Source organism: Curtobacterium sp. MCBA15_005 (genome assembly GCF_001864855.1).
Classification (GTDB): domain Bacteria; phylum Actinomycetota; class Actinomycetes; order Actinomycetales; family Microbacteriaceae; genus Curtobacterium; species Curtobacterium flaccumfaciens.
On sequence record NZ_MJGL01000012.1, the window covers coordinates 1 to 21,809 of the forward strand.

Here is a 21,809-nt window from a genome sequence, read left to right on the forward strand (position 1 = left end):
CGGAACGCATCCGGGCATGAAAAGACCGGGCCGCAGAAGCGCCTCTCGGCGCGAGGCCGCTCGAAGCGGCGAATTTTGGAGCCCGGGGCTTGCTGCGGCCCGGCGAGACCAAGTCTACGAGACGCTGGCTGATCACTCGACCCTGTTCACTCATGGTGGACAGAACCGGCCCCGGGCGTGCCCACGCGCTCCCTGCGGAGGCCCGCCGCGCCCATCCCGCCGAGAAATCCCGACCCCCATCCAATCCACAGCGGGGACCGCGCCGAATCATCTGCGTGACGGTCGGAATGCCCGTCACGAAGCGAGAGGCCCGGTGTGACCCGGACCGGCACCGCCGGTCAATTCCCTGTGGGTCACGCCGGCCCCTCGTCTCGACCGCCCATGCGGAGGCTTCGTGCTACCCGCCTGGTCAACGAAAGCAACCGAGAGGAGGGAAACCTGCAATGCTTGCCCTCGTGGATAGCGACACCGAACGCTGGAGCTCGTCAGAGCCAGCTCAGGCATCGCCGGACGACCTCCTCGCCCGGGTCGCCGCCGGTGACCAAGCCGCCTTCGCGGACCTCTACGACGCACTCTCCGGTCGGGTCCTCGGTCTGATCACGCGCCTCCTCCGGGACCGCGCGCAGTCGGAAGAGGTCACGCAGGAGGTCTTCCTGGAGGTCTGGCAGCAGGCCACCCGCTTCGACCGGAAGCGCGGTACCGCGGCCAGCTGGGTCCTCACCATGGCCCACCGCCGAGCGGTCGACCGGGTCCGTGCCTCACAGTCGTCGCACGACCGCGACACCAAGATCGGCATCCGCGACCTCGAGGCCGGTTTCGACCAGGTCTCCGAGTCCGTCGAGATCCGTATCGAGCACGAGCGCGTCGGCCGAGCGCTGGCGAAGCTCACCGAGTTCCAGCGGCAGGCCGTGCAACTCGCGTACTACGGCGGCTACTCGCACAGCGAGATGGCCGAACACCTCGGTGTCCCCATCGGCACCGTCAAGACCCGTCTCCGTGACGGGATGATCCGACTCCGAGACGAGATGGGGGTGACCTCATGACCGAACGCCACGACGACCCCGCACTGATGACGGGTTCCCACGCCCTCGACGCGCTGTCCGACGACGAGCGCGCGCTCCTCGAGGACGCCCTCCGGACGTCCCCCGAGCTGCAGGCCGAGAACGACTCGCTGCGCGAGACCGCGCTGCAGCTCGCCTACGCCGTCGCACCGATCGAGCCGCCCGCGTCGCTCAAGGCGTCGCTGCTGGCCCAGATCGCCACGACCCCTCAGGCCGCACCCCTCGCCGACACCTCGGTCGACCGGACCCCGGTCGCCGAGACCACCTCCGTCCAGGAGGCCCGTCCCGAGCCCGCCAGGCACGTCGCCTCGATCGCCGACGGCCCCACCGCCGGTGGCCGGGCTTCCTCCGAGGCTCGCCGCCGCTGGTTCCAGCGTCCGGCGGTCATGCTGACGGCCGCAGCTGCCGTCGCCGCGGTCTTCTTCGGCGGACTCGGCGTCGGATCGATCTTCGACCCGAACGGCTCCGGCACCGGCACCACGCAGGCCTCGAGCGGCCTCGACCGCATCTACGCCGCGTCGGACTTCCAGCGCACCACGACCAAGGTCGCGGGCGGCGGTTCGGCGACGGTCGTGTGGTCGAACGACCTCGGCAAGTCCGCGGTGATCCTCGACGGTGTCGAGCAGGCGCCGAAGGGCAAGACGTACGAGCTCTGGTACATCGGCTCCGAGGAGCAGGGCGGCACCATCAAGTCGGCCGGCCTGGTCGACGGTGCGGCCGACGGCGTGCACTCCGCCGTGCTCAAGGGCGCGATGTCCGAGGGCGCGACGATCGGCATGACGGTCGAGCCCGAGGGCGGTTCCGAGCAGCCGACCACCTCGCCGATCATGGCGGTCCCCACCACCACGGCCTGACGCGACGGGCGGTCCTGCTGGGCCGTCACCGACGCAGAACGACGAAGCCGCTGTCACACGACAGCGGCTTCGTCGTTCCACGTCAGCACCACGGCGCTCAGCCGCAACCACGAAGGCCCGGTGCGCGTCCGTGGCGGACGTGCACCGGGCCTCCAGGCAGTCCGTCAGCGCGACGGACGGATGCCGATCAACCGAAGCGGCCCGAGACGTAGTCCTCGGTGGCCTGCACGGACGGGTTCGAGAACATCGTCGCGGTGTCGTCGAACTCGATGAGCTTGCCGGGGGCACCGGTGCCGGCGATGTTGAAGAACGCCGTCTTGTCGCTGACGCGCGACGCCTGCTGCATGTTGTGGGTCACGATCACGATCGTGAACTCCTTCTTGAGCTCCTCGATCAGGTCCTCGATGGCGAGGGTCGAGATCGGGTCGAGGGCCGAGCAGGGCTCGTCCATCAGGAGCACGTCCGGCTCGACCGCGATCGCGCGGGCGATGCAGAGACGCTGCTGCTGCCCACCCGACAAGCCCATGCCGGGCTTGTCGAGGCGGTCCTTGACCTCGTTCCACAGGTTCGCGCCCTGCAGCGAGCGCTCGACGATGTCGTCGGCCTCGGAGCGGGAGACGCGCTTGTTGTTGAGCTTCACGCCCGCCAGCACGTTGTCGCGGATCGACATCGTGGGGAAGGGGTTCGGACGCTGGAAGACCATGCCGACCTGACGACGGACGAGCACGGGGTCGACGCCGGCGCCGTACAGGTCGTCACCGTCGATCTTGACCGAGCCCTCGACCCATGCGCCGGGGATGACCTCGTGCATGCGGTTCAGGGTGCGGAGGAAGGTGGACTTGCCGCAGCCCGACGGGCCGATGAAGGCCGTGACGGTGCGGGGCTCGATGGTGATGTCGACACCCTCGACCGCCTTGAACTTCGAGTAGTAGACGTTGAGGCCGTCGACCTCGATGCGCTTGGACACGTTGATCCTTCTGGGTGGGTGGTGTCGCTGGTTCCGCGGGGGCGGAGGGTCAGCGGCTGAGCTTGGGGGCGAAGAGACGGGTGATGAACCGGGCGAGCAGGTTGAGCAGCATCACGATCAGGATGAGCACGAGGGCCGCGGTCCAGGCCCGGTCGACGAACGGCACCGGGTTGGCGCCCTGCTGCGAGTACTGCGTGTACGCGTACACCGGCAGGGTCATCATCGGGTCACGGAACAGGTTGTAGTTCATGCTCGCGGTGAAGCCGGCCGTGACGAGCAGCGGGGCGGTCTCACCGATGACGCGGGCGATCGAGAGCATGACGCCGGTGGTGATGCCGGCGAGGCTGGTGGGGAGCACGACCTTGAGGATCGTGAGGTACTTCGGCACCCCGAGGGCGTACGAGGCCTCGCGGAGTTCCATCGGGACGATCTTCAGCACCTCTTCGGTCGAGCGCACGACGATCGGGATCATCAGCACCGACAGGGCGACGGAGCCGACCAGGCCGAAGCGGGCACCCGGGCCGAGGAACAGCGCGAAGAGCGCGTAGGCGAACAGACCGGCGACGATCGACGGGATGCCCGTCATGACGTCGACGAAGAACGTGATGCCCTTCGCCAGGGCGCCGCGACCGTACTCGACCAGGTAGATCGAGGTGAGCAGGCCGATCGGCACCGAGATGAGCGCCGCGAACAGCGTGATCTCGAGCGTGCCGATGAGGGCGTGGACCGCGCCGCCGCCCTCGGAGATGACCCCGCGCATCGAGTACGAGAAGAAGTTCGCGTCGAAGCGGGCGATGCCCTTGGCGATGACCGTCCAGAGCAGCGACACCAGCGGCAGGACCGCGATGACGAACGCCGTGATGACGAGCGAGGTGACCAGGCGGTCGACCGCCTTGCGGCCACCCTCGACGATGCGCGAGATGACGACGATGAGGACGTCGAACAGGACCGTGCCGAGGAAGATCGCGGCGACGACGTTGAAGTCCTTGACGGCGCCACCCGCGTTGAGCAGCGCGAAGACCAGGACGAGGGCGACCCAGCTGCCGACCAGCAGCAGCCACGGGACGGAGGCGTGCAGCTTGCCGTTGGCGTAGACGTTGCCGGCGGTGCCGGTCTGACGGAGCGCGAGGGACATCGGGTGCGACCTCTCAGCTGACTCGGCTGCGGACGATGTACCGCGCGAGCATGTTGATGACCAGGGTGATGACGAAGAGGATGAGACCCGACGCGATGAGCGCGTTGAGTGCCGTGCCCGAGGCCTCGGCGAACTGCAGGGCGATGTTCGCGGCGATCGTCGAGGGGTTCTGCGACGTCAGCATCTGGAACGTGACGTTCGTCGAGACCGACAGCACCAGCGCGATCGCCATCGTCTCGCCGAGTGCACGGCCGAGGCCGAGCATGATCGCGGAGACGATGCCGGACTTCGCGAACGGCAGGACCGACAGGCGGATCATCTCCCAGCGGGTCGCGCCGAGGGCCAGGGCCGCTTCCTCGTTGAGGGTCGGGGCCTGCAGGAAGATCTCCCGCATGACCGCGGTCATGATCGGGATCGCCATGACGGCGAGGACGATCGACGCCGTCAGGATCGTGCGGCCGGTGCCGGACACCTGGCCGGAGAACAGCGGGAACCAGCCGACGTACTCGTTCAGGAACACGTAGAACGGCTTCACCAGCGGCGCCAGCACGGCGATGCCCCAGAGGCCGTAGACGACCGACGGCACGGCGGCCAGCAGGTCGATCACGTAGCCGAGGACCGGCGCGAGTCGACGCGGCGCGAAGTGCGAGATGAAGAGGGCGATCCCGAGGGACAGCGGCACGGCGATCACGAGCGCGATGAGCGCGGACCAGACGGTGCCGAAGACCAGGGGGCCGACGAAGTCCCAGAAGTTCGTCGCCTTGCCCGGCAGCTCGCCGACCTTGGCGGAGAAGGCCGGGATGCTCTGCCACACGAGGAACGCGGCGACGAGTACGAGCACGAAGAGGATGAGGCCGCCGGCGATGACCGATGCGGCGGAGAAGACGCGGTCGCCGACACGGACGACGGCCTTCGGCTTGATCGGGGTGACGGTGGCCCCTGGCTGGGCCGGTGCGGTCGTCATGGGGTACTCCTGTCGGAGGAACGCCGGGGGAGGCGACGGGTTCTGGGGTGGTGGTGCGGTGCCCGTCCGGGTGGTGGCCTGGACGGCTGAGTGCCCGGACGCCGGTCGTGTGGGTGGGACCGGCGTCCGGGCGCTCAGGGGGCCTTACTTGATGGACGCGACCGCGTCCTTCGCCTTCGACGCGAGGTCGGAGGAGAGGGCGGCCGACTTGGCCTCCTTGGCAGCGGCGTCCTGAGCGGCGCTCGAGACGACGTAGTCGAGGTAGCCCTTCACGAGCTCGGCCTTGTCGGCGTCCTTGTACTCCTGGCACGCGATGGCGTAGGAGACGAGGACCAGCGGCCAGGCACCGTCAGCGGTGTCCTTGCGGTCGATGTCGATCGCGAGGTCGTTGTCCTCGCGGCCGGTCGCGATCTTCGAGTCGGCGACGACCTGCGCGGCACCGTCGGCCGAGATCTCGGTCGCCTTGTCGCCGACCATCAGCTTCGCGCGGTCGAGGTCGCCCGCACCGGAGTCGTCGATGTAGGTGATGGCGTTGGTGGCGTTGCCCATCGCGGAGGCGACACCGGAGGTGCCCTTCGCGCTGTCACCGACCGAGTACGGGAAGGTCTGGCTGGGCTCTTCGGTCCAGACGTCAGAAGCGTTCGCGGAGACGTACTCCGAGAAGTTCTGCGTGGTGCCCGAGTCGTCCGAGCGGTGCACGACCGTGATGTTCGCGTCCGGCAGCTTCGCGTCCTTGTTCAGGCCGGCGATCTCCGAGTCGTTCCACTTGGTGATCTTGCCCGAGAAGATCCCCGCGATGGCCTTCGCGTCGAGGGTCAGGTCGCTGACGCCGTCGACCTTGTACGCGATCGCGATGGGGGAGATGTAGACGGGGATGTCGATGCCCTTGGTGTCCGCCTTGCAGGACTCGAACTTGCCCGAGAGCTCCTCGTCCTTCAGCGCGGCGTCGGAGCCGGCGAAGTCCGCGGCACCCGACATGAAGTTCTCGCGGCCGGCGCCGGAGCCGTCCGGCGTGTAGTTGACGGTGACGCCCGAGGCTTCGTTCTGGAAACCGGCGGCCCAGGTGGCCTGCGCGGTCTGCTGTGCGGACGAGCCCGAGCCGGTCAGGGTGCCGGAGAGCTTCGAGTAGTCGCTGCCGCTGGTGGAGGAGGACTCGGTGCTGCCCGCGTCCTCGTTTGCCGCGCACGAGGAGAGCACGACTGCGCCGGCGATCGCGATTGCTGCGATCGAACCGATTCGCTTGATGTTCACAGGGGTCCCTTCGGGAATGGAATGCAGTGGGACCACTGCGGTCCCTGGGCCGGTGCCGACCCGGGAGCGACTGTAGGGACGCGAGGTGACCGCAATCACCCCCGCTGGTGAACGGGAGGTGAACGAGGGGTTGTCCGCGTCGGGGCGGCGTGCGCCGCACCCGCGCAGGGAGCAGGATCGGGGGCACTGTGCGCTCGTTTGGAAGATGCGCACGCATGATCGCGGACGAGCGGTCGGGAGGCCAGGATCGCGTTCCCGGGCGCGGCGCGGCCCCGTCCTGTGGCCGGGTGCCGGGCGCGTCGGCAGCCGTGCGGCGACGCTGCGGTCCGCCGACGCTGCCGTCCGCCGACGCTGCGGTCGGGCAGGGCTGCGGACCGCCGGACCGTTGCGGTCCGCCGGTGGCGGGCTACGCCGGGATCGTGTTGCGGTGCGTCTCGACCGCGACGAGCGTGTCCCCGGCGATGTGCATGACGGAGAAGTCCCCGACCGACAGCATCGCGGCGCGCCGCAGGTCGAAGCGGCCGGACTCGTCGGCGGTCGCGGTGGCGATCCGGGCGATGATGTCGGGCAGTACCGGGCCGTGCGAGCACAACACGGCGGTCTTGCCCTTGTCGAGCCGGCGCCGGACGACGCCCTTGACGTCGGCGGCTCCGCGGTCGTGGGCGTCCTGGCTGAGGTCCGGGGTGCTCGCGACGCCGAGCTTCGTCGCGGCGGACAGCGGTTCGACGGTCGCGAGGCACCGCGCCGCCGTGCTGCTCACGATCTTCTTCGGGCCGAACGCTGCGACCGGTGCCGCGGCGGCCTTGGCCTGCGAGCGGCCGACGGGCAGCAGCGGACGGGTGGCGTCGGGGCCGTCCCAGTCCGAGCCGGGCACCGTCTTCGCGTGACGCAGGGTGATCAGGGCGAACGTGCGGTGCTGTCCCGCGGCGGCGCGTTCGGCGAACCGGTCGAGGATCGCGACGTCCCGCTCGTACGTCAGGCGGTTGCGGGCGTCGTCGATGCTGACCCACTCGAGCGCCGCGACCTCGTGGTTCGGCACGAAGGCGCCCGCGCGGGCGTACTCCTTCGCCGAGACCCGGGCCGCCCAGTAGTGCACGACCTTGTCGCGCCCGTTCGGTAGCACGTACTCGGCGGTGCCGAGCGGTGCGCCGAGGTGGACGCGGTACCCGGTCTCCTCGTCGATCTCGCGCACGGCGGTCGTCGGGACGGCCTCGCCCGGGTCCACCTTGCCCTTCGGCAGGGAGACGTCCTTGTGGTGGTCACGGTGGATGAGCAGCACGAGGGGCGTGCCGTCCTGTTCGCGCCAGACGACCGCACCCGCAGCGACGACGGGGCCCGAGGGACCGCCGCTCACCGAGTCGAGCGCTTCCGGGCCGAGATCTTCCGCATGGTCACATTCTGCACGTCCTCGAGCGGACGGCCCGCATCGTCGGTGGAGTGCCGCGTCCACTCGCCGTCGGACTCCAGGTGCCACGAGCTGGCGGTGTCGGCCATCGCCAGGTCGAACATCTCCTGGACCTCGTTGATGTGGTCCGGGGCGACCAGCCGCACGAGCGCCTCGACGCGTCGGTCGAGGTTGCGGTGCATCATGTCGGCGCTGCCGATGAACACCGCCGGGTCGCCGTCGTTGTGGAACGCGAACGCGCGGGAGTGCTCGAGGTAGCGCCCGACGATGCTCCGCACGCGGATGGTGTCGCTGACGCCTTCCATGCCCGGCTTGAGCGAGCAGATGCCGCGCACCCACACGTCGATCGGCACCCCGGCCTGGCTCGCCAGGTACAGCGCGTCGATGATCTGCTCGTCGACCATCGAGTTGACCTTGATCCGGATGCCCGAGGGCTTGCCGGCGCGGGCGTTGGCGGCCTCGGTCTGGATGCGCTTGAGCAGGCCCTTCCGCAGGTGCAGCGGTGCCACGAGCAGGCGCTTGAACTTCTTCTCGATGGCGTAGCCGGACAGCTCGTTGAACAGGCGGGTCAGGTCCTTGCCCACCGTGTCGTCCGAGGTGAAGAGCCCCATGTCCTCGTAGATGCGCGAGGTCTTCGGGTTGTAGTTGCCCGTGCCGATGTGGCTGTAGTGCTTGAGCGTCCCGCCCTCTTGCCGGATGACGAGCACCAGCTTCGAGTGCGTCTTCAGCCCCACCAGGCCGTAGACGACGTGCACGCCGGCCTTCTCGAGCTTCCGGGCCCAGGTGATGTTGTTCTGCTCGTCGAAGCGAGCTTTGATCTCGACCAGGGCGAGGACCTGCTTGCCGGCGGCCGCAGCGTCGATCAGCGCCTCGACGATGGGGCTGTCGCCGGAGGTGCGGTACAGGGTCTGCTTGATCGCCAGGACGTTCGGGTCGGCCGCGGCCTGCTCGAGGAACGCCTGCACGCTCGTGGCGAAGGACTCGTAGGGGTGGTGGACCAGGACGTCGTTCGCCTTGATCGCGCGGAACAGGTCGGGCTTCGTGTTCGGCTCACCCGGCTGGAACTGCACCGGGGTGGTCGGCACGTGCTTGGGGTAGTGCAGGTCGGGGCGGTTGATCTTCGAGATCTCGAACAGTCCGCCGAGGTCGAGCGGCGACGGCAGCCGGAAGACCTCTTCCTCGGTGATGTCGAGTTCACGCACGAGCAGGTCGAGGGTCACCGGGTCCATGTCCTCGGTGATCTCGAGGCGGATCGGCGGACCGAACCGGCGGCGAAGGAGCTCGCGCTCGAGGGCCTGGATGAGGTTCTCGGCCTCGTCCTCCTCGATCTCGACGTCCTCGTTGCGGGTGACCCGGAACACGTGGTGCTCGAGGACCTCCATCCCCGGGAACAGGTCGTCGAGGTGGTTCGCGATGAGGTCTTCGAGCGGGATGAAGCGCATCCGGCCGGAGTTGTCGTCGGGGAGCTTGATGAAGCGGGAGAAGTTCTGCGGCACCTTGAGGCGCGCGAACTCCTGGCGCTGCGACTTCGGGTTGCGGACCCGCACCGCCAGGTTGAGCGAGAGCCCGGAGATGTAGGGGAACGGGTGCGCCGGGTCGACGGCCAGGGGCATGAGCACCGGGAAGATCTGCTCGTTGAAGTACTCCCGCATCCGCTGCCGGTCGGCTTCGTCGAGGTCGGACCAGTGCTCGATGTGGATGCCCGCGGCGTCGAGGTCGGGCTTGAGCGACCCGATGAAGGCCTGGGCGTGCCGGTCCTGCAGCTCGTGGGCCTTCTTCGCGATGTCCCGCAGGACGTCGCTGGGGGCACGGCCGACGTTGGTCGGGACGGCGATGCCGGTGTCGATGCGGCGCTTCAGGCCGGCGACGCGGACCATGAAGAACTCGTCGAGGTTGGACGCGAAGATCGCCAGGAAGTTCGCCCGCTCCAGCAGGGGCTGCGTGCGGTCTTCACCCAGCTCGAGCACGCGCTGGTTGAACCGGAGCCAGCTGAGCTCGCGGTCGAAGTAGCGGTCCGTCGGCAGCGACTCGTGCTCGATCTCGATGACTTCGTCGAAGTCGTCGAGGTCGGGTGCGACGGATTCGCCGTCGAGCTGCGGTTCGGTGTCCATCCCCACATCCTGCCACCCGGCCCCTGCCACCGGAGGGGCCTCGGTGGACGCTGTGGAAACCGGCGGTGAACCGTTCGGATGTGGAGGAAGGGTCACGATATACCGACGGTGACATCTGCCTGGGTTTGTGGGTATGGTGGGCCGTGTCAGAGCCTCCGGGGGGATTCCACTGCGCGGGGGTGCAGCTACGAATGAAAGAGGTTCATCATGTCGCGTGTCCTTTCGACCGAGCAGGCCAAGACCGCCATCCGTCAGGTCCAGTCGATCATCAACGGTGGTTTCACCGACCAGATCTCGCAGCTCGACGCCCAGGGCCGGATCCTGTCCGACTCGAACGTCTGGGACGGCCCGCTCGCGGCGACGTTCCGCGGGTCCACCTGGCCGGAGACCAAGGCTGCTCTGGACAAGGCGAAGACCGAGCTCGAGCAGCTCCGCACGCAGCTCGACAAGATCTCGCAGGACATCTTCACCGCAGGTGGCGGCGCGTAAGCACCGGCCTGTTCCCGCCCGGACCGTCGCATTCGCGGCGGTCCGGGCGTTCGCGGTCGGTGGGGCCGCTTCACCAGCACGATCAGCACCGACCCTTGGGGGGACGACCATGGCGAAGATCCACGCCAACACGGATCCGATCGAGTTCGACGATGCCACCGCCGATGCGCTGAAGAGCTCGCTGACCACGTCGGCTGACGCGATCAGCGGACAGAAGGCATCGAGGCAGTCGTACGTGACGACCGCCTCCCAGGAGTTCCGCGGGCACTTCTCGCAGCTCTTCACGCAGAACGCGGGGACGGCATCGAGCGATGCCACCAACATCGTCGACGCCCTCGAGACCATCGCCGGGTGGATCGACACCATGAAGGCCGCTGCCGCGGACGAGCGCGCGCGCCGCAAGACCGCCCGCGAGTGGCAGGAGCGCGAGGACGGCCGCAACGGCTTCCAGGACTTCCTCAACGACACCGTCCACTACGACCCGATGCCGACCGTCGAGAACGAACCGGCGCCGAAGTTCGACCCGCCGGCCGTGACGACGAAGCCGCGTGAGACCCCGAACCCCGGGGCCGGCGGTGGTGGTGGCGGCGGCACGTCGTCCGCCCGGCCCGCTGACCTCCGCTCGTTCGCGACCGGTTCCTCGACGCTGAACCGCGCCCTCGACGGGAAGCCCGGGGCGCTCCGCGGCAAGCTCGCCGACTTCGCCACGAAGTGCTCGTGGGCGCACATCGACGCCGGCAGTGTCGTGACGGCGTTCGAGCAGTGGATCGCGGCGAACGACCAGGACGTCACGTGGGCCAACACCGTCGCCGACGCCTTCGCGGCCGCCGGCGGCGAGGGTGAGGTCTCGACCGTCGCGGACTCCGGGCTCGCAGCCGCGCTCGCCGCGGCCGGCGTCTCGCAGACCCGCACCGATCTGCAGTTCGAGCCGCCGACGGCCTACGGCGCCCAGCCCACCACCGGCTTCTCGATGGACCCGGTGAACACCACGACGGGCAACTTCCTCGAGCCGGAGCTCGACCTGGCGTTCACCGGGGCATCTGCGGCGCTGCAGGTGACCCGGATGTACAACTCCCTCGACCAGCACGTCGGCCTCTTCGGTCCGGGGTGGGCGTCGATCCTCGAGACCCGCCTGCTCCTCGACGACGAGGGCGCGTCGTTCGTCGGCGCCGACGGTCGTCAGGTGCGCTTCCCACGTGACGGCGAGGGGTGGGCCCGTGGCGTCGGCGAGAACCGCTGGCTCGCGGCCGAGGGCGACCGGCTCGTCGTCCGCGACAACCAAGGTGAGCGCATCGACTTCTCGCCGTCCGGGCTGTGGCTCGGACAGCGCGGCGGTGCCGGCACCGCGGTCCGCGTCGAGCGGGACGCCGACGACGTCGTCGTGCGCCTGGTGCACGAGCGCGGTCGCTCGATCGACATCGACCACGTCGACGGCCGAGTGGCGGTGCTCCGCGCCTCCGACGGTCGCCGGGTCGAGTACGGGTACGACGAGCGCGGCCGACTCGTCTCGGTGACCGACGCCGTCGGCACCCGGACCTACGGCTGGAACGACGACGACCTCATCACGACGGTCACGAGTGCGGCCGGTGTCGTCGAGGTCGACAACACCTACGACGACCAGCGCCGCGTGGTCGAACAGATCAGCCCGCACGGCCGCTCCGTGCGCTTCGCGTACCTGCCCGGCCGCGTCACGGTGGTGTCCGACCACGACGGCTCGCGGTCGAACTCCTACATCGCCGACGCCAAGGGGCGTCTCGTCGGGGTCATCGACTCCGACGACCGACGCCAGTCCATGAGCTACGACCGGCACGGCAACCTGGTGTCGGCGACCGAGCGCGACGGGTCGGTGACCGTCCACGCGTACGACGACCGCGGCCGGAAGACCCGGACCGTCACGCCGTCCGGCGGCGACCTGACCCACGGGTACGACGACCAGGACCGCGTGACGACGGTCGTCACCGAGGCCGGTGCCGTCGTGAGCTACGAGTACGTGGGCGCCGACCGCGACCCGTCGGTCATCGTCGACCCGGTCGGCGGCCGGACGGAGCTGACCTGGCAGGACGGCTCCCTCACCCATGTCGTCGACCCGACCGGCGTGGTCCTGACGCTTTCCTACGACGCGTTCGGTGAGCTCGTCTCGACCACCAACGCCGTCGGCGACACCGCTCGGATCGAGCGCGACGCCGCCGGACGGCCAACTGCGGCGATCAGCCCCACCGGCGCTCGTACCGAGTACCGTTACGACGCCGCGGGTCTGCTGGAGTCCCGGCAGGATGGGGACGGAGCGGTCTGGCGCTTCGAGTATGCCACCGGCGGCCGGATCAGCGCGGTCATCGGCCCACTCGGGGCGCGCACCGAGTACACATACTCACCGGACGGCGAACTGCACACCGTCACCGACCCCCTGGGTCGCACCACGACCGGGACGTACGACGACCAGGCGAACCTCGCGCGGCTCGAGATGCCGGGCGGCGCGGACTGGACGTTCGCGCACGACGCCTTGTCGCGCCTCCAGGCCGTCACCGACCCGGCAGGCGCGACGTGGAGCCGTGAATACGACGTGAACGGCCGCCTGTCGAGCGTGGTCGACCCGACCGGGGTCCGTCAGGACTTCTCGGAGGATGTCAAGACCGGGGTTGCGTCGCTGCGCGACGCCTTCGACGCGGTCACGGTGCGGTTCGACGCCTACGGACGACCGGTCGAGAGCGCCAGCGACGAGTTCGGCTCCGAGCTCGTCACGTACGACGCTGCGGGACGCCCCATCGAACTCGTCGACGGGGAGGGCGGACTGACCAGGATCGAACGCGACCTCGCGGGCCGGGTGATCGCGCTCACCACCCCGTCCGGCGCACGCACAACCTACGAGTACGACGTTTGCGGCCGTCCGTCGGCGGCAACCGATCCGACCGGCGCATGCACCGTGCTCGAGTACGACGCGCACTCGCGTGTCGTCCGGTGGACGCTGCCCACTGGGGACACAGAGCAGGTCATCTACGACGCAGTCGGGCGCGTGGTCGCGCGGACGACGCCGGGTTCCGGCACCAGTCGGTTCCGCTACGACGCTGCCGGGAGGCTCGTCGCGGCCCATGACGCACGGTACGGCCGTCGCCGGTTCCGCTACGACGCCGCGGGTCAGCTCGCCGCGATCGTCAATGGTCTCGGCGGTGTCACCACCTTCGCCCACGACGTGCGAGGTCGGCTCACCACCGTCACCGACCCAACGGGCGGCGTCACAACCCGCACGTACGACGACGCTGACCGCATCACAGGCGTGACCGACCCGCTCGGGCGCACCACGACCGCGGCCTACGACGCGGCGGGCCGTCAGGTCGGCCAGACCGATCCCGACGGCCACACCGTCACCTGGTCCTACGACGCGGCCGGCCGGCAGCGGGACGTCGGCGTCGACGGTGTCGTCCAGTTCGAGCTCCGGCGGGACGCCCTCGGCCGGACTCTGGTCGTCACCGACCACACCCGCGGTGCCGGACGGAGTGTGGAGCACGAGCTGCACCACGACCGACGGGGGCTCCTGGTCCGTCGAAGCCGTGGCTCGGCGGCGATTGACTGGGAGTACGACGCCGACGGGAACAGCACGGCGCGCATCGACCCTGCCGGAACCCACACCGCGTTCCGCCGGAACGCCGTCGGACGCGTGACCGCGGTGGAGCGGGGCTGTCTCGGAGCCGGCACCTTCGCGTACGACGCCGCCGGACGCGTTGTCCAGTCGGCGACCGGGGACCTCGTGCAGGCGTGGTCGTACGAGGGTGGTGTCCTAGTGGCGCACACCACGACCACGCCCGACGGTGTCCAGGTCACCCGGATCGCACGCGACGACGACGGCCGGATCGCCGCGATCGATGGCCCCGACGGACGCGTCGATTACACGTTCGACAGCGCCGGGCAGCTCGTCCGCGCAGGCGACTCCACCTGGGAGTATGACTCCGCCGGTCGGCTGGTGTCCGAGACCGTTGACGGCGTCACGACCACGTACGAGTACGACCGCGCCGGACAGCTGACCGCCACGCTGCGCGACGGTCAGCGGACGGAGTACGTGCACGACGGGCTCGGCCGCCGGGTGCGTCGCACCGAACCGGACGGTTCGACGACCGAGTACACCTGGTCGCCGCTGGGGTACCTCGCGGGGCTCGTAACCCGCGACGCCTCCTACGCCGAGACCGCGCGCAACGACGTGTGGACGGACGCGCTCGGCGAACTCGCCGCCGTGGATGACGTCGAGGCATGGTGGGACACCGCGGCCGCCGTGCCCTCCCTGGTGTCGATCGGTGGGACGAGCGTCCTCGACCTCCCGGGTGGCGTCACCGCCGTCGGAACGAAGTGGACGACGCCGGGCTGGCGCGACGCCCGGGCGACCGATGCGTCCGACCCATGGGCGGTGCTCGCCGGGGTGTCCGGCGCCGCGCTGCCCGCAACCGTCGGACTCACCGCGACCGGTGGAATCAGCATCGGCGGCCTCGAGTGGCTCGGTGCTCGCGTCTACGACCCTGCCGCCCGTGGCTTCCTGTCTGTTGACCCACTCGCGCCCGTGCCCGGGTCGGGATGGTCGGGGAACCCGTACTCCTACGCCGGGAACGATCCGTTGCACGCGGTGGATCCCTTAGGTCTCCGGCCGGCGACCGACGCTGACCTCCAGACGTACCGGGATGCGCATCAAGGGGTGTTCGATGGCGGCTGGTGGAAGGACAACTGGGAGTACGTCGTTGGCGGAGCTGCGATTGTGGGCGGCGGCATCCTGATGTTCACGGGAGTTGGCGGACCAGCCGGGATGATGCTGATCAGTGGCGGTATCGATGTCATCACGCAGAAGGCCACCACTAACAACGTCAACTGGGCTCAGGTGGCCGGCGCAACCGCGCTTGGCGCGATCCCGGGAGGGGCAGGGTCGCTCTTCAAGGCCGCGAAGTACGGCGGGCAAGGGCTTCGTGTCGCCGAAAACGTCGCTGCCCCTACGACGAGGGTCGTCAAGTCCCTAGCAACGAACATGGCAGTCAACGGCGCGGCTGGCTCTGGCTTCGGTGTTGCTGCGAACGTCGTCACGAGCGTGACGTCGAACAAGCCGATCACTGCGAGAGGGCTGCTTGGTTCCGCTGGAGGTGGGTTCGTGGCCGGCTCCGTCAGTGGCCTTGCCGGTCCAGCCGGAGGGAGCATCGCAGAGCACTTGCAGCGTCCGGTGGAGTCAGTGGTCTCAAAGTTGGGCACATCGGCCGTGGGATCGGTGGGAGCTACGGCTGGCACGACTGTCGACCACTGGATATCCGGCGAGGACATGTCCTGGAACGACGTGATCTGGAGCACGGCGTCGGGTGCCGCCGCCCCCCACCTCTCGTTCGGTGAGAAGTACACCCAGACCAACTTCGATGCCCTTCGGAAGGTTCCCTATACTCAGACCCAGACGTGGCAGGGATTGACCGGAAGCGGGCGAAACGCTGTGGCCCTTCGGGGAGGCGCGGCGATCGGTTCTGCTGTCGGCGCTGGAGGAGACGTCATCCACGATTCCGTGAGTGGCGTGATGGGATGGTGAATTGAGTACTCGAGAGCGCCGTTATCGCCCGCTGAGTCGAGCGGGCGTCGTCGGTAACGTCACGCTAATCGCCCTCACAGCCGCGGTCGCGTTCTTCTTCGGATTGCAGCAGCTGACGTTTCCGGTCGTCTTGGCGAATGTGCTGCTCGCCGTCACCGTTGCCGGCCTGCTGGGGTTCCTCGGCTCGGGGTGGGCAATGGTCGGCCTTGCGGTCGCGTTCTTCGGAGGGCCCCTTGCAACCAAGTTCTTGCTCGTCGGCGCGCAGCTGTCGATTCAGACCTGGTTCATGAGCCTCATCGCTGGTTGGACCCTCGGGGCACTGGCCCGGCGGTACGTCGATAGGGGACTTCCTGGTCGTGACAGAGCCTCGGGACCTGCGCTGCAGTGGTGGGTGCGCGGCCGGCGATACGTGCAGAACTCCCCGACTGCGGCTCAAGTGGAGGCGAAGGTTCGTGGCCTCGACGGCCGTGAACGAACATTGGTCATCGTCATCGACCGAGATCGTCAGATCAACATCTGCGGTGATGCCGCACGGGACATCATCGTGTTCAGGACTGAGGACGCAACCGATGAAGAGCGGTGGGAGCTTCCGCTCGGTGGCCCGATCGATGCGTCGGATCTTGTCGAGATCGCCATGGGAAACGTTTCCGCTCCCGTGGCTCGAGGCCTCACGCTGGACGTTGAAGCGGCGTTGAAGATCGTCGAAGCGTTTCTTGCGAAGAAGAGGGTTGATGAGGGCGCAGGAACCTGGCGCGGTGGTGAGGTGTTGACTGTTCGGCCTTCGCTGCCGTGATTGACGGTGGCGCACTTCACGAGGACGTTCCTACGAGCAAAGGGGTAGCGCGTCCACGGAAACAGAGGCAGGATTACGATCTGACTAGGAGGCGCCGCCTTCCGTGAGCGACTGTCCTGTCCTGGCCAAGTGATGCTAGCTGACTGGATTCCGTAGCTGACTTTCCCGGCCGGCTGGCCTGGAAGTGCGCCTTCGCCCCCAAGCCATTCAGTCCGGCGAGTGGCCGGCGTGTGATGCTCCCTGAGCCCAGCGGCCGGCACGTCTTTGTCCCTGAGTACGCGGTGCGAGGGGCGACAGCGGCATGGAACACGATCACGTCGGAGGCCATCCATCGGTCTGCTGGAGATGGTGGCGCTGTCTTGAACGATGTCCTCACCGAGAAGGATCCGGGTGACTACTTGAAAGACGCCATCAACGGCGCCGTTTCGGGCGCGGGTGGGCCTTACTGTTGGTGCGCACGCCCGCTGATGAGAAACACGGAACATTGGAGTTGTAGTTGACGAGATCGGCGCCTGATCGAACAGGGCAGAGAAGGCTTGCGCGTAGGAGGAGGGTCCTAGCTTCCATTGTCCTGGTGATCGTTGTCCTGGTTCCATTGCTTGGCTTCTTCGTCGGGCCGGTGACGTTGAAGGCGTACGATGCGGGGCATCGGGTTCGCCCGATCTGTACCGTCAGCTCCGCGCACAGCAGCGTTGATTCGTCTCGTTCATTGAAGGGCGTTGGATCGTCGACATCTCAAGTTGTGTTTGAAACGTCAGATTGTGGGACGCTCGTGTTGCAGTGGGGTGTCACGCGCGACAACGAGGACAAAATTGCCCGAAGCGTGGACAAGGGAGGGCGTTATAGATTCGATGTGGGCGAAGGGTCTTTCAATATGCGAGAGTTCTTGAACACAATTCGTCAGGCCGTATATGTGAAGAGCTTCGAGCCTGCTTGAATTCCACCGAGTCGTTGAGGCTTGCAACCGCGCAGTTCAACGGCAGGAAGTGACGGCTGTAGTCGGTCACTTCTTGGGCGGCTTGCGGGACGGCGTGAACGAATGGACGTGGCTCGGAGGCGACCGGTCTCTGCAAGGAGTTACCAACGAGCTGTTGTCCGAAGCAGGAGGTCAGACACACTCGACGCCGAGCCGCGTAGTCGGGTAGACGGGAAAAGGGCAGCAATTGGAACAAGAAGCTCGGACCGCGGATGCTCTGCGGAGGAGACGAAAAAGAGGAAATCTTCTCGTTTTTTCCGTTCTCGGTTTTGCGGTTTTCGTCACGATCGGCATAGTCGGTGGCGGGCAACTTTTCAAAGCGTATGACAGATCGCACCAGATTGAGGAGACTTGCGAAGTTCGGAAGGCTGAGGCCTCATCGGGTGGCTCGACCTCCTCGAGGGGTGTCGGAACCCTATTCGATCAGGTTGAAGTCGACACGAAGGATTGTGGGCCCCTGGTCCTGCGACGCGGGGTGACTGAGCAGAACAAGCAGGAGATCGCGGACGAGTTGAGTTCCGCCGGACGCGTGCAATTCCGCATTGGGGCGGGGTCATTCAATTGGCGGGAAGTGCTCCACACCTTCCGGACACCGGTGATTGTGCAGTCCTACGTAGCTCACGAATAAGCTTGAACCGTTTCGGGGGGCTTCGACGGCGATGCCGATGCGCGGATCACCGCGCTTGACGGATCCTCGGGTGGTGTCGCCCGAGTCCGACGCTGTCCGGCTTCGGTCTGGGTGCGGGCTTCAGCCTGGGGTCCGGGGGCTCGGAGCTAAGATCGTTAAGAACTTGGACCTCAGCTCTCCAGGAGCTACCGCTTTGATCGGGTGTGGTGAACCACAGTATAGGCGGCGTTGGTGCCATGGCAAATGAGTTGGTCCGGCCGGGCAAGGATCAGAGTCGAGCGAACCTTGTCCAGACTTTTGGAACAGGGTTCCTAGCAGGGGCGCGGGATCCTACCGTCAGTTCACATCGTGCGCCATGAGTGTCGGGCGACGAGAGAAAGAGAGCGTAACCGTGCCGAATACGGAGACCCGGCTTGGGACGGACGGCGCCCGGCGGCGTGTATTTCGGAACCGCACCATCGCCTTACTCTTGCTCTTCCTCGTCGTTGTCTTCCCGATCTTGGCATTCTTTGCTGCGCCGATCGCTTTGGGTGTGTACGACGATTCTCATCCAATGCCAGTAACTTGCGCTGTTGAATCAGCAAAAGCCGGGAGTACTTCGAGTCGTTCCTTGAAGGGCGTCGGGAGTTCTGGTAGTCAAGTTGTCATCGAGACAAAAGGCTGTGGGCGGTTGCTCATCGACTCAGGTATCAACAAGGACAATGTCGATCGCGTGGCCGACGAGTTTAAGGCGGGGCAACGCTACCGATTCATGGTTGGAGAGGGGACCTACCGGTTGCGCTCGGTTCTTCAGCTGGTCAAGGTCGCACCTGATGTGCGCGACTTCAAGGCAACCCAGGAGTAGCGTGCGACGCAACCTCGCCGTTCACGCAAGGTCTCTACCGGTCGGACCCCCGCACGCGGGTGACGTCGAGCAGCATCGCGGCATTCTCATCGCTGCGGCGACGATCGGCGGATCCGAAATCGCCTTGCCCCTCGTGCTTGCTGGTGATCATGCTCTCGCGGCGACGCCGTACTCGGTCCTCGGTGGCTTGGCGGGGTTCGTCCCGGCGAGCCTGAGCCTCCGGTTCCGTCCCGTATGCGCTTTATGATCGCAGTGCTGTTCATCGGTTTGTTCGTCTTTTCACGAATTGGAGGCAGTGGGGCGTTAGCTGCACCTCCATTTGTTCTGCGCAGCTTCGCTTCAGCTTGCCTTGCCTCGCACCTGCGATACAGGGCTTGGAAGGCGCGGGCGAAGCGTGTCGCGTAATCGACCCGTTACGCTCCGATGGCCCGTTAGGGCTCGAGTTGGCAATCGTCGGCTCACTGATTGTCGAACCCGTGCTGGATGTCCTAGTGGGCTACTTCATGTCCGCCCTTCGAGGTAGGGAAGGAACAAGACCTGGTGAGCGCTGCTCCTGATCACACGCTTCGTCGCCCTCACAAGAGCCCTGCCCGTGTCTTTCTTGAGCGGTTGCAGGCCGTCGGACTGTTGTTCTTGATCATCGGGCTCCCGGTGGCCACGTTCGGTTTCGGTCCGTCGATTCTCGGGCGGTACGACGATGGGCACCGCATGAACGTCGTGTGTAGGGTCGATTCGGCAGAGGCGAACATGTCGTCTTCCCGGTCCGCGAAGGGAGCCGGCGGTGCACAACCCCAGGTCACCTTCCACACGAATTGCGGGAATCTCCTCTACCTGGAAGGCGTCGATCGGTCCAGCATGCAGCGGATGGCGTCCGCGGTGGAACCAGGCGAGCGCTACCGATTCACTGTCGGTGCTGGCTCGTTCAGGCTGCGTGCCGGCCTCAAGGTCCTGAAGGTAGCGCCGGAGATCTACAGCTACACCGCAGTGCTCGCCTCGGAGACGCCCCGGCGTTGATTGCGTGACAGCCCAAACGACGAGTGAGCCGGAGCGGTGATGTTGAGACGAAGGAGCACACGGGACGAGGTCGTCGTGCTGTGCAACGAGGTGGCCGGATTCCTCTGCCGGATGGGGGCTCGTGAGGCGGAGGGCTTTTACCTCCGCCAGGCCGAGGCACTCCGCGTCGAGGAGGCGTGGCTTGCTCGGCGGCGGATCTACCGAAGGATCTACTCCGCGTCGAACACGGGGGCAGGGGGCATGGGCGACATGTTCGTGGTCACGCCTGACGGCGCGGGCGATGTCCCTGCGACCGAAGCGTTCCAGCGGTCACTCTCCGCGCTGCTGCGGGTGACGCGCACATTCCCGTGATGGACTCGCTGTTCCAGCGCTGAAGGGGCACGGCAGAACATGACCTTGTCGGAATTGCTCAAGCAACTCGACGTCCACGCCGTCGAGGACGCCGCGTCGGCTGTGCAGATAGCCGCCGTACGATCTGTCCTCATTGCCGCATTCGAGCAGGCGCCCGACCATCCGGCATACCGCAGCGGGATACAGGGCGCCGCCCGCCTTGTTGCCGACACTTGGCCCTACGAGAGCGAGCTGGGGGCGCTGGTGCTGGCCTTTTCCGAAGCGGTGCGACGGAAAGTTGGCCCGCACCGTACGACGGACATTGGGGCTGCAGTCGAGTGACCCAGGACTGAATGGCTGCACCGTCAGCTCCGCGCACAGCAGTGCGGACTCGTGTCACTCCTTGAAGGGCGTCGGCTCGTCGACGTCGCAGGTCGTGTTGGAGACGTCCGACTGCGGGGCGCTTGTGCTGCCTGAGCGGCGGATCGCGACAAGAGGATGACCTGGCCGAGGGGGAGCGCTACCGGTTGGACGTCGGCGAGGGTTCATTCACGATGCGGGCATTCCTGAACACGATCCGCCAGGCCGTGTACGTGAAGAGCTTCGAGCCCGTGCGAACACGATAGGTCCGTCGGCCAAGTGCAGCAGCAGTGCGTCGCTCAGCGCCCGAAGGCCCCGACGAACTCACCCCACTGCGCGGGCGCCCGCTGCTCGAGCCATGCACAGAGCTCGGGATAGGCGGCGTCGATCGACAGGACGCTGATCACGCCGCGTTGGCCGTTCACCTTGATGTCCAGGCCACCGAACCGGTTGGTGGTGGGCCGGATGCGCTTGATCGCCGCCGGGTCGACAGTCCGCGCGGCACGGAACATCGGCGTCACGACCAGCTGCGAGTCGTACGCCTCGACGCGACGGCGCTTCTGACCGACGCCGAGGTAGACGAACAGGATCCCGAACAGCACCATGCCGACGCCGGCGATGAGCATGCCGATCGCGTCGGGGTCGTCGAGCAGGCTGAGCGTGGCCAGGAAGAAGAACCCGCCGACGACGATGACGACGATCCCGATGATCCGGAGCAGCAGGTAGCTGAACCGGCGAGCACGGACGGTGAAGAGCACGCCGTACGCCTCGTCGCCCACGACGGTGGACGGTGGCCGCTTCCGGTCGTTCTGACGGACGAGCGCGCTGACGGCGGCCGGGATGGTGATCATGGCGATCAGCGCGATGAGCACCGGCGACAGGTTGATGTTCACCGGTCCGCCCCCGTTCGTGCGTTCGTGCGCCGTCGTTCGAAGGGCGTGACGCCCTGGTCCCCCTGGATCATGCGTGCAGAGTATCAGCGCTCTGTGGACAGGTACGAGCACACTCGCGGATGCTCTATGTTGGATTTCAGTAGCGAGCTGTGGCCCGAACGGGGGTGGCTCCCGGGGGAGACCAGCCCGGATCTG

17 protein-coding genes are annotated in these 21,809 nt (G+C 67.3%); 10 read left to right on the forward strand and 7 right to left on the reverse strand.

What is annotated here, in order from left to right; translation table 11 throughout:
* The first annotated feature begins 443 nt into the window (after positions 1-443).
* Positions 444-1,043, forward strand: coding sequence for an ECF RNA polymerase sigma factor SigK (gene sigK, locus BIU89_RS08275; RefSeq protein ID WP_027466633.1), 600 nt, complete (start codon positions 444-446; stop codon positions 1,041-1,043).
* Positions 1,040-1,915 carry an anti-sigma factor gene (locus BIU89_RS08280; RefSeq protein WP_071245760.1) on the forward strand — a complete coding sequence of 292 codons (876 nt, stop codon included), beginning with the start codon at positions 1,040-1,042 and terminating at the stop codon, positions 1,913-1,915. Before sigK ends, BIU89_RS08280 begins: the two co-directional genes overlap by 4 nt.
* A 187-nt stretch (positions 1,916-2,102) precedes the next feature.
* Here the strand turns inward: BIU89_RS08280 and pstB are convergent, their stop codons facing one another.
* The 6 genes from pstB to BIU89_RS08310 all read right to left on the reverse strand — a co-directional run bounded on the left by pstB (position 2,103) and on the right by BIU89_RS08310 (position 9,748).
* A complete protein-coding gene (gene pstB / locus BIU89_RS08285) occupies positions 2,103-2,882 on the reverse strand; it encodes a phosphate ABC transporter ATP-binding protein PstB (RefSeq protein ID WP_027466631.1) in 780 nt (259 codons plus the stop codon).
* 49 nt (positions 2,883-2,931) lie between these two features.
* On the reverse strand, positions 2,932-4,017 hold the full coding sequence (pstA, locus tag BIU89_RS08290) for a phosphate ABC transporter permease PstA (protein ID WP_027466630.1): 1,086 nt from the start codon (positions 4,015-4,017) through the stop codon (positions 2,932-2,934).
* A 13-nt stretch (positions 4,018-4,030) separates the two neighbouring features.
* The gene (pstC, locus tag BIU89_RS08295) at positions 4,031-4,981 is read right to left on the reverse strand and encodes a phosphate ABC transporter permease subunit PstC (protein WP_027466629.1); all 951 of its coding nucleotides are present in this window, start codon (positions 4,979-4,981) and stop codon (positions 4,031-4,033) included.
* 144 nt (positions 4,982-5,125) lie between these two features.
* Positions 5,126-6,232: a phosphate ABC transporter substrate-binding protein PstS gene (locus tag BIU89_RS08300; protein ID WP_071245762.1), complete on the reverse strand. Its 1,107-nt coding sequence runs from the start codon at positions 6,230-6,232 to the stop codon at positions 5,126-5,128.
* A gap of 406 nt (positions 6,233-6,638) precedes the next feature.
* The gene (locus BIU89_RS08305; protein WP_071245764.1) at positions 6,639-7,586 is read right to left on the reverse strand and encodes an NUDIX hydrolase; all 948 of its coding nucleotides are present in this window, start codon (positions 7,584-7,586) and stop codon (positions 6,639-6,641) included.
* Positions 7,583-9,748 carry an RNA degradosome polyphosphate kinase gene (locus BIU89_RS08310; RefSeq protein ID WP_027466626.1) on the reverse strand — a complete coding sequence of 722 codons (2,166 nt, stop codon included), beginning with the start codon at positions 9,746-9,748 and terminating at the stop codon, positions 7,583-7,585. Before BIU89_RS08310 ends, BIU89_RS08305 begins: the two co-directional genes overlap by 4 nt.
* A gap of 207 nt (positions 9,749-9,955) precedes the next feature.
* On the opposite strand from BIU89_RS08310, the gene BIU89_RS08315 reads away from it, so the two are divergent.
* From BIU89_RS08315 to BIU89_RS08340, 8 genes are all read left to right on the forward strand, one after another.
* Positions 9,956-10,237, forward strand: coding sequence for a hypothetical protein (locus tag BIU89_RS08315; RefSeq protein WP_027466625.1), 282 nt, complete (start codon positions 9,956-9,958; stop codon positions 10,235-10,237).
* 109 nt (positions 10,238-10,346) lie between these two features.
* The gene (locus BIU89_RS08320; protein WP_071245766.1) at positions 10,347-15,776 is read left to right on the forward strand and encodes a DUF6531 domain-containing protein; all 5,430 of its coding nucleotides are present in this window, start codon (positions 10,347-10,349) and stop codon (positions 15,774-15,776) included.
* Between the two features lies 1 nt (position 15,777).
* On the forward strand, positions 15,778-16,569 hold the full coding sequence (locus BIU89_RS08325; RefSeq protein WP_071245768.1) for a hypothetical protein: 792 nt from the start codon (positions 15,778-15,780) through the stop codon (positions 16,567-16,569).
* A 574-nt stretch (positions 16,570-17,143) separates the two neighbouring features.
* Entirely contained in the window at positions 17,144-17,506 is a 363-nt protein-coding gene (locus BIU89_RS18075; protein ID WP_139178880.1) for a hypothetical protein, read from the forward strand.
* 1,136 nt (positions 17,507-18,642) lie between these two features.
* Positions 18,643-19,017 (forward strand): hypothetical protein, encoded by a 375-nt coding sequence (locus BIU89_RS18080; protein ID WP_139178882.1) that lies wholly within the window; start codon positions 18,643-18,645, stop codon positions 19,015-19,017.
* Positions 19,018-19,557: 540 nt separating this feature from the next.
* Positions 19,558-20,031: a hypothetical protein gene (locus BIU89_RS08330; RefSeq protein WP_139178884.1), complete on the forward strand. Its 474-nt coding sequence runs from the start codon at positions 19,558-19,560 to the stop codon at positions 20,029-20,031.
* Positions 20,032-20,106: 75 nt separating this feature from the next.
* Positions 20,107-20,382: a hypothetical protein gene (locus tag BIU89_RS08335; protein WP_139178886.1), complete on the forward strand. Its 276-nt coding sequence runs from the start codon at positions 20,107-20,109 to the stop codon at positions 20,380-20,382.
* 39 nt (positions 20,383-20,421) lie between these two features.
* Entirely contained in the window at positions 20,422-20,703 is a 282-nt protein-coding gene (locus BIU89_RS08340) for a hypothetical protein (RefSeq protein WP_071245773.1), read from the forward strand.
* A 317-nt stretch (positions 20,704-21,020) separates the two neighbouring features.
* Here the strand turns inward: BIU89_RS08340 and BIU89_RS08345 are convergent, their stop codons facing one another.
* The gene (locus BIU89_RS08345) at positions 21,021-21,614 is read right to left on the reverse strand and encodes a hypothetical protein (RefSeq protein ID WP_027466622.1); all 594 of its coding nucleotides are present in this window, start codon (positions 21,612-21,614) and stop codon (positions 21,021-21,023) included.
* Positions 21,615-21,809: the final 195 nt, after the last annotated feature.

Coding starts and splice junctions, on each gene's coding strand:
- sigK (WP_027466633.1), top strand. CDS start 444: ATGCTTGCCCTCGTGGATAGCGACACCGAACGCTGGAGCTCGTCAGAG.
- BIU89_RS08280 (WP_071245760.1), top strand. CDS start 1,040: ATGACCGAACGCCACGACGACCCCGCACTGATGACGGGTTCCCACGCC.
- pstA (WP_027466630.1), bottom strand. CDS start 4,017: ATGTCCCTCGCGCTCCGTCAGACCGGCACCGCCGGCAACGTCTACGCC.
- pstC (WP_027466629.1), bottom strand. CDS start 4,981: ATGACGACCGCACCGGCCCAGCCAGGGGCCACCGTCACCCCGATCAAG.
- BIU89_RS08310 (WP_027466626.1), bottom strand. CDS start 9,748: ATGGACACCGAACCGCAGCTCGACGGCGAATCCGTCGCACCCGACCTC.
- BIU89_RS08315 (WP_027466625.1), top strand. CDS start 9,956: ATGTCGCGTGTCCTTTCGACCGAGCAGGCCAAGACCGCCATCCGTCAG.
- BIU89_RS08320 (WP_071245766.1), top strand. CDS start 10,347: ATGGCGAAGATCCACGCCAACACGGATCCGATCGAGTTCGACGATGCC.
- BIU89_RS08340 (WP_071245773.1), top strand. CDS start 20,422: ATGACCTTGTCGGAATTGCTCAAGCAACTCGACGTCCACGCCGTCGAG.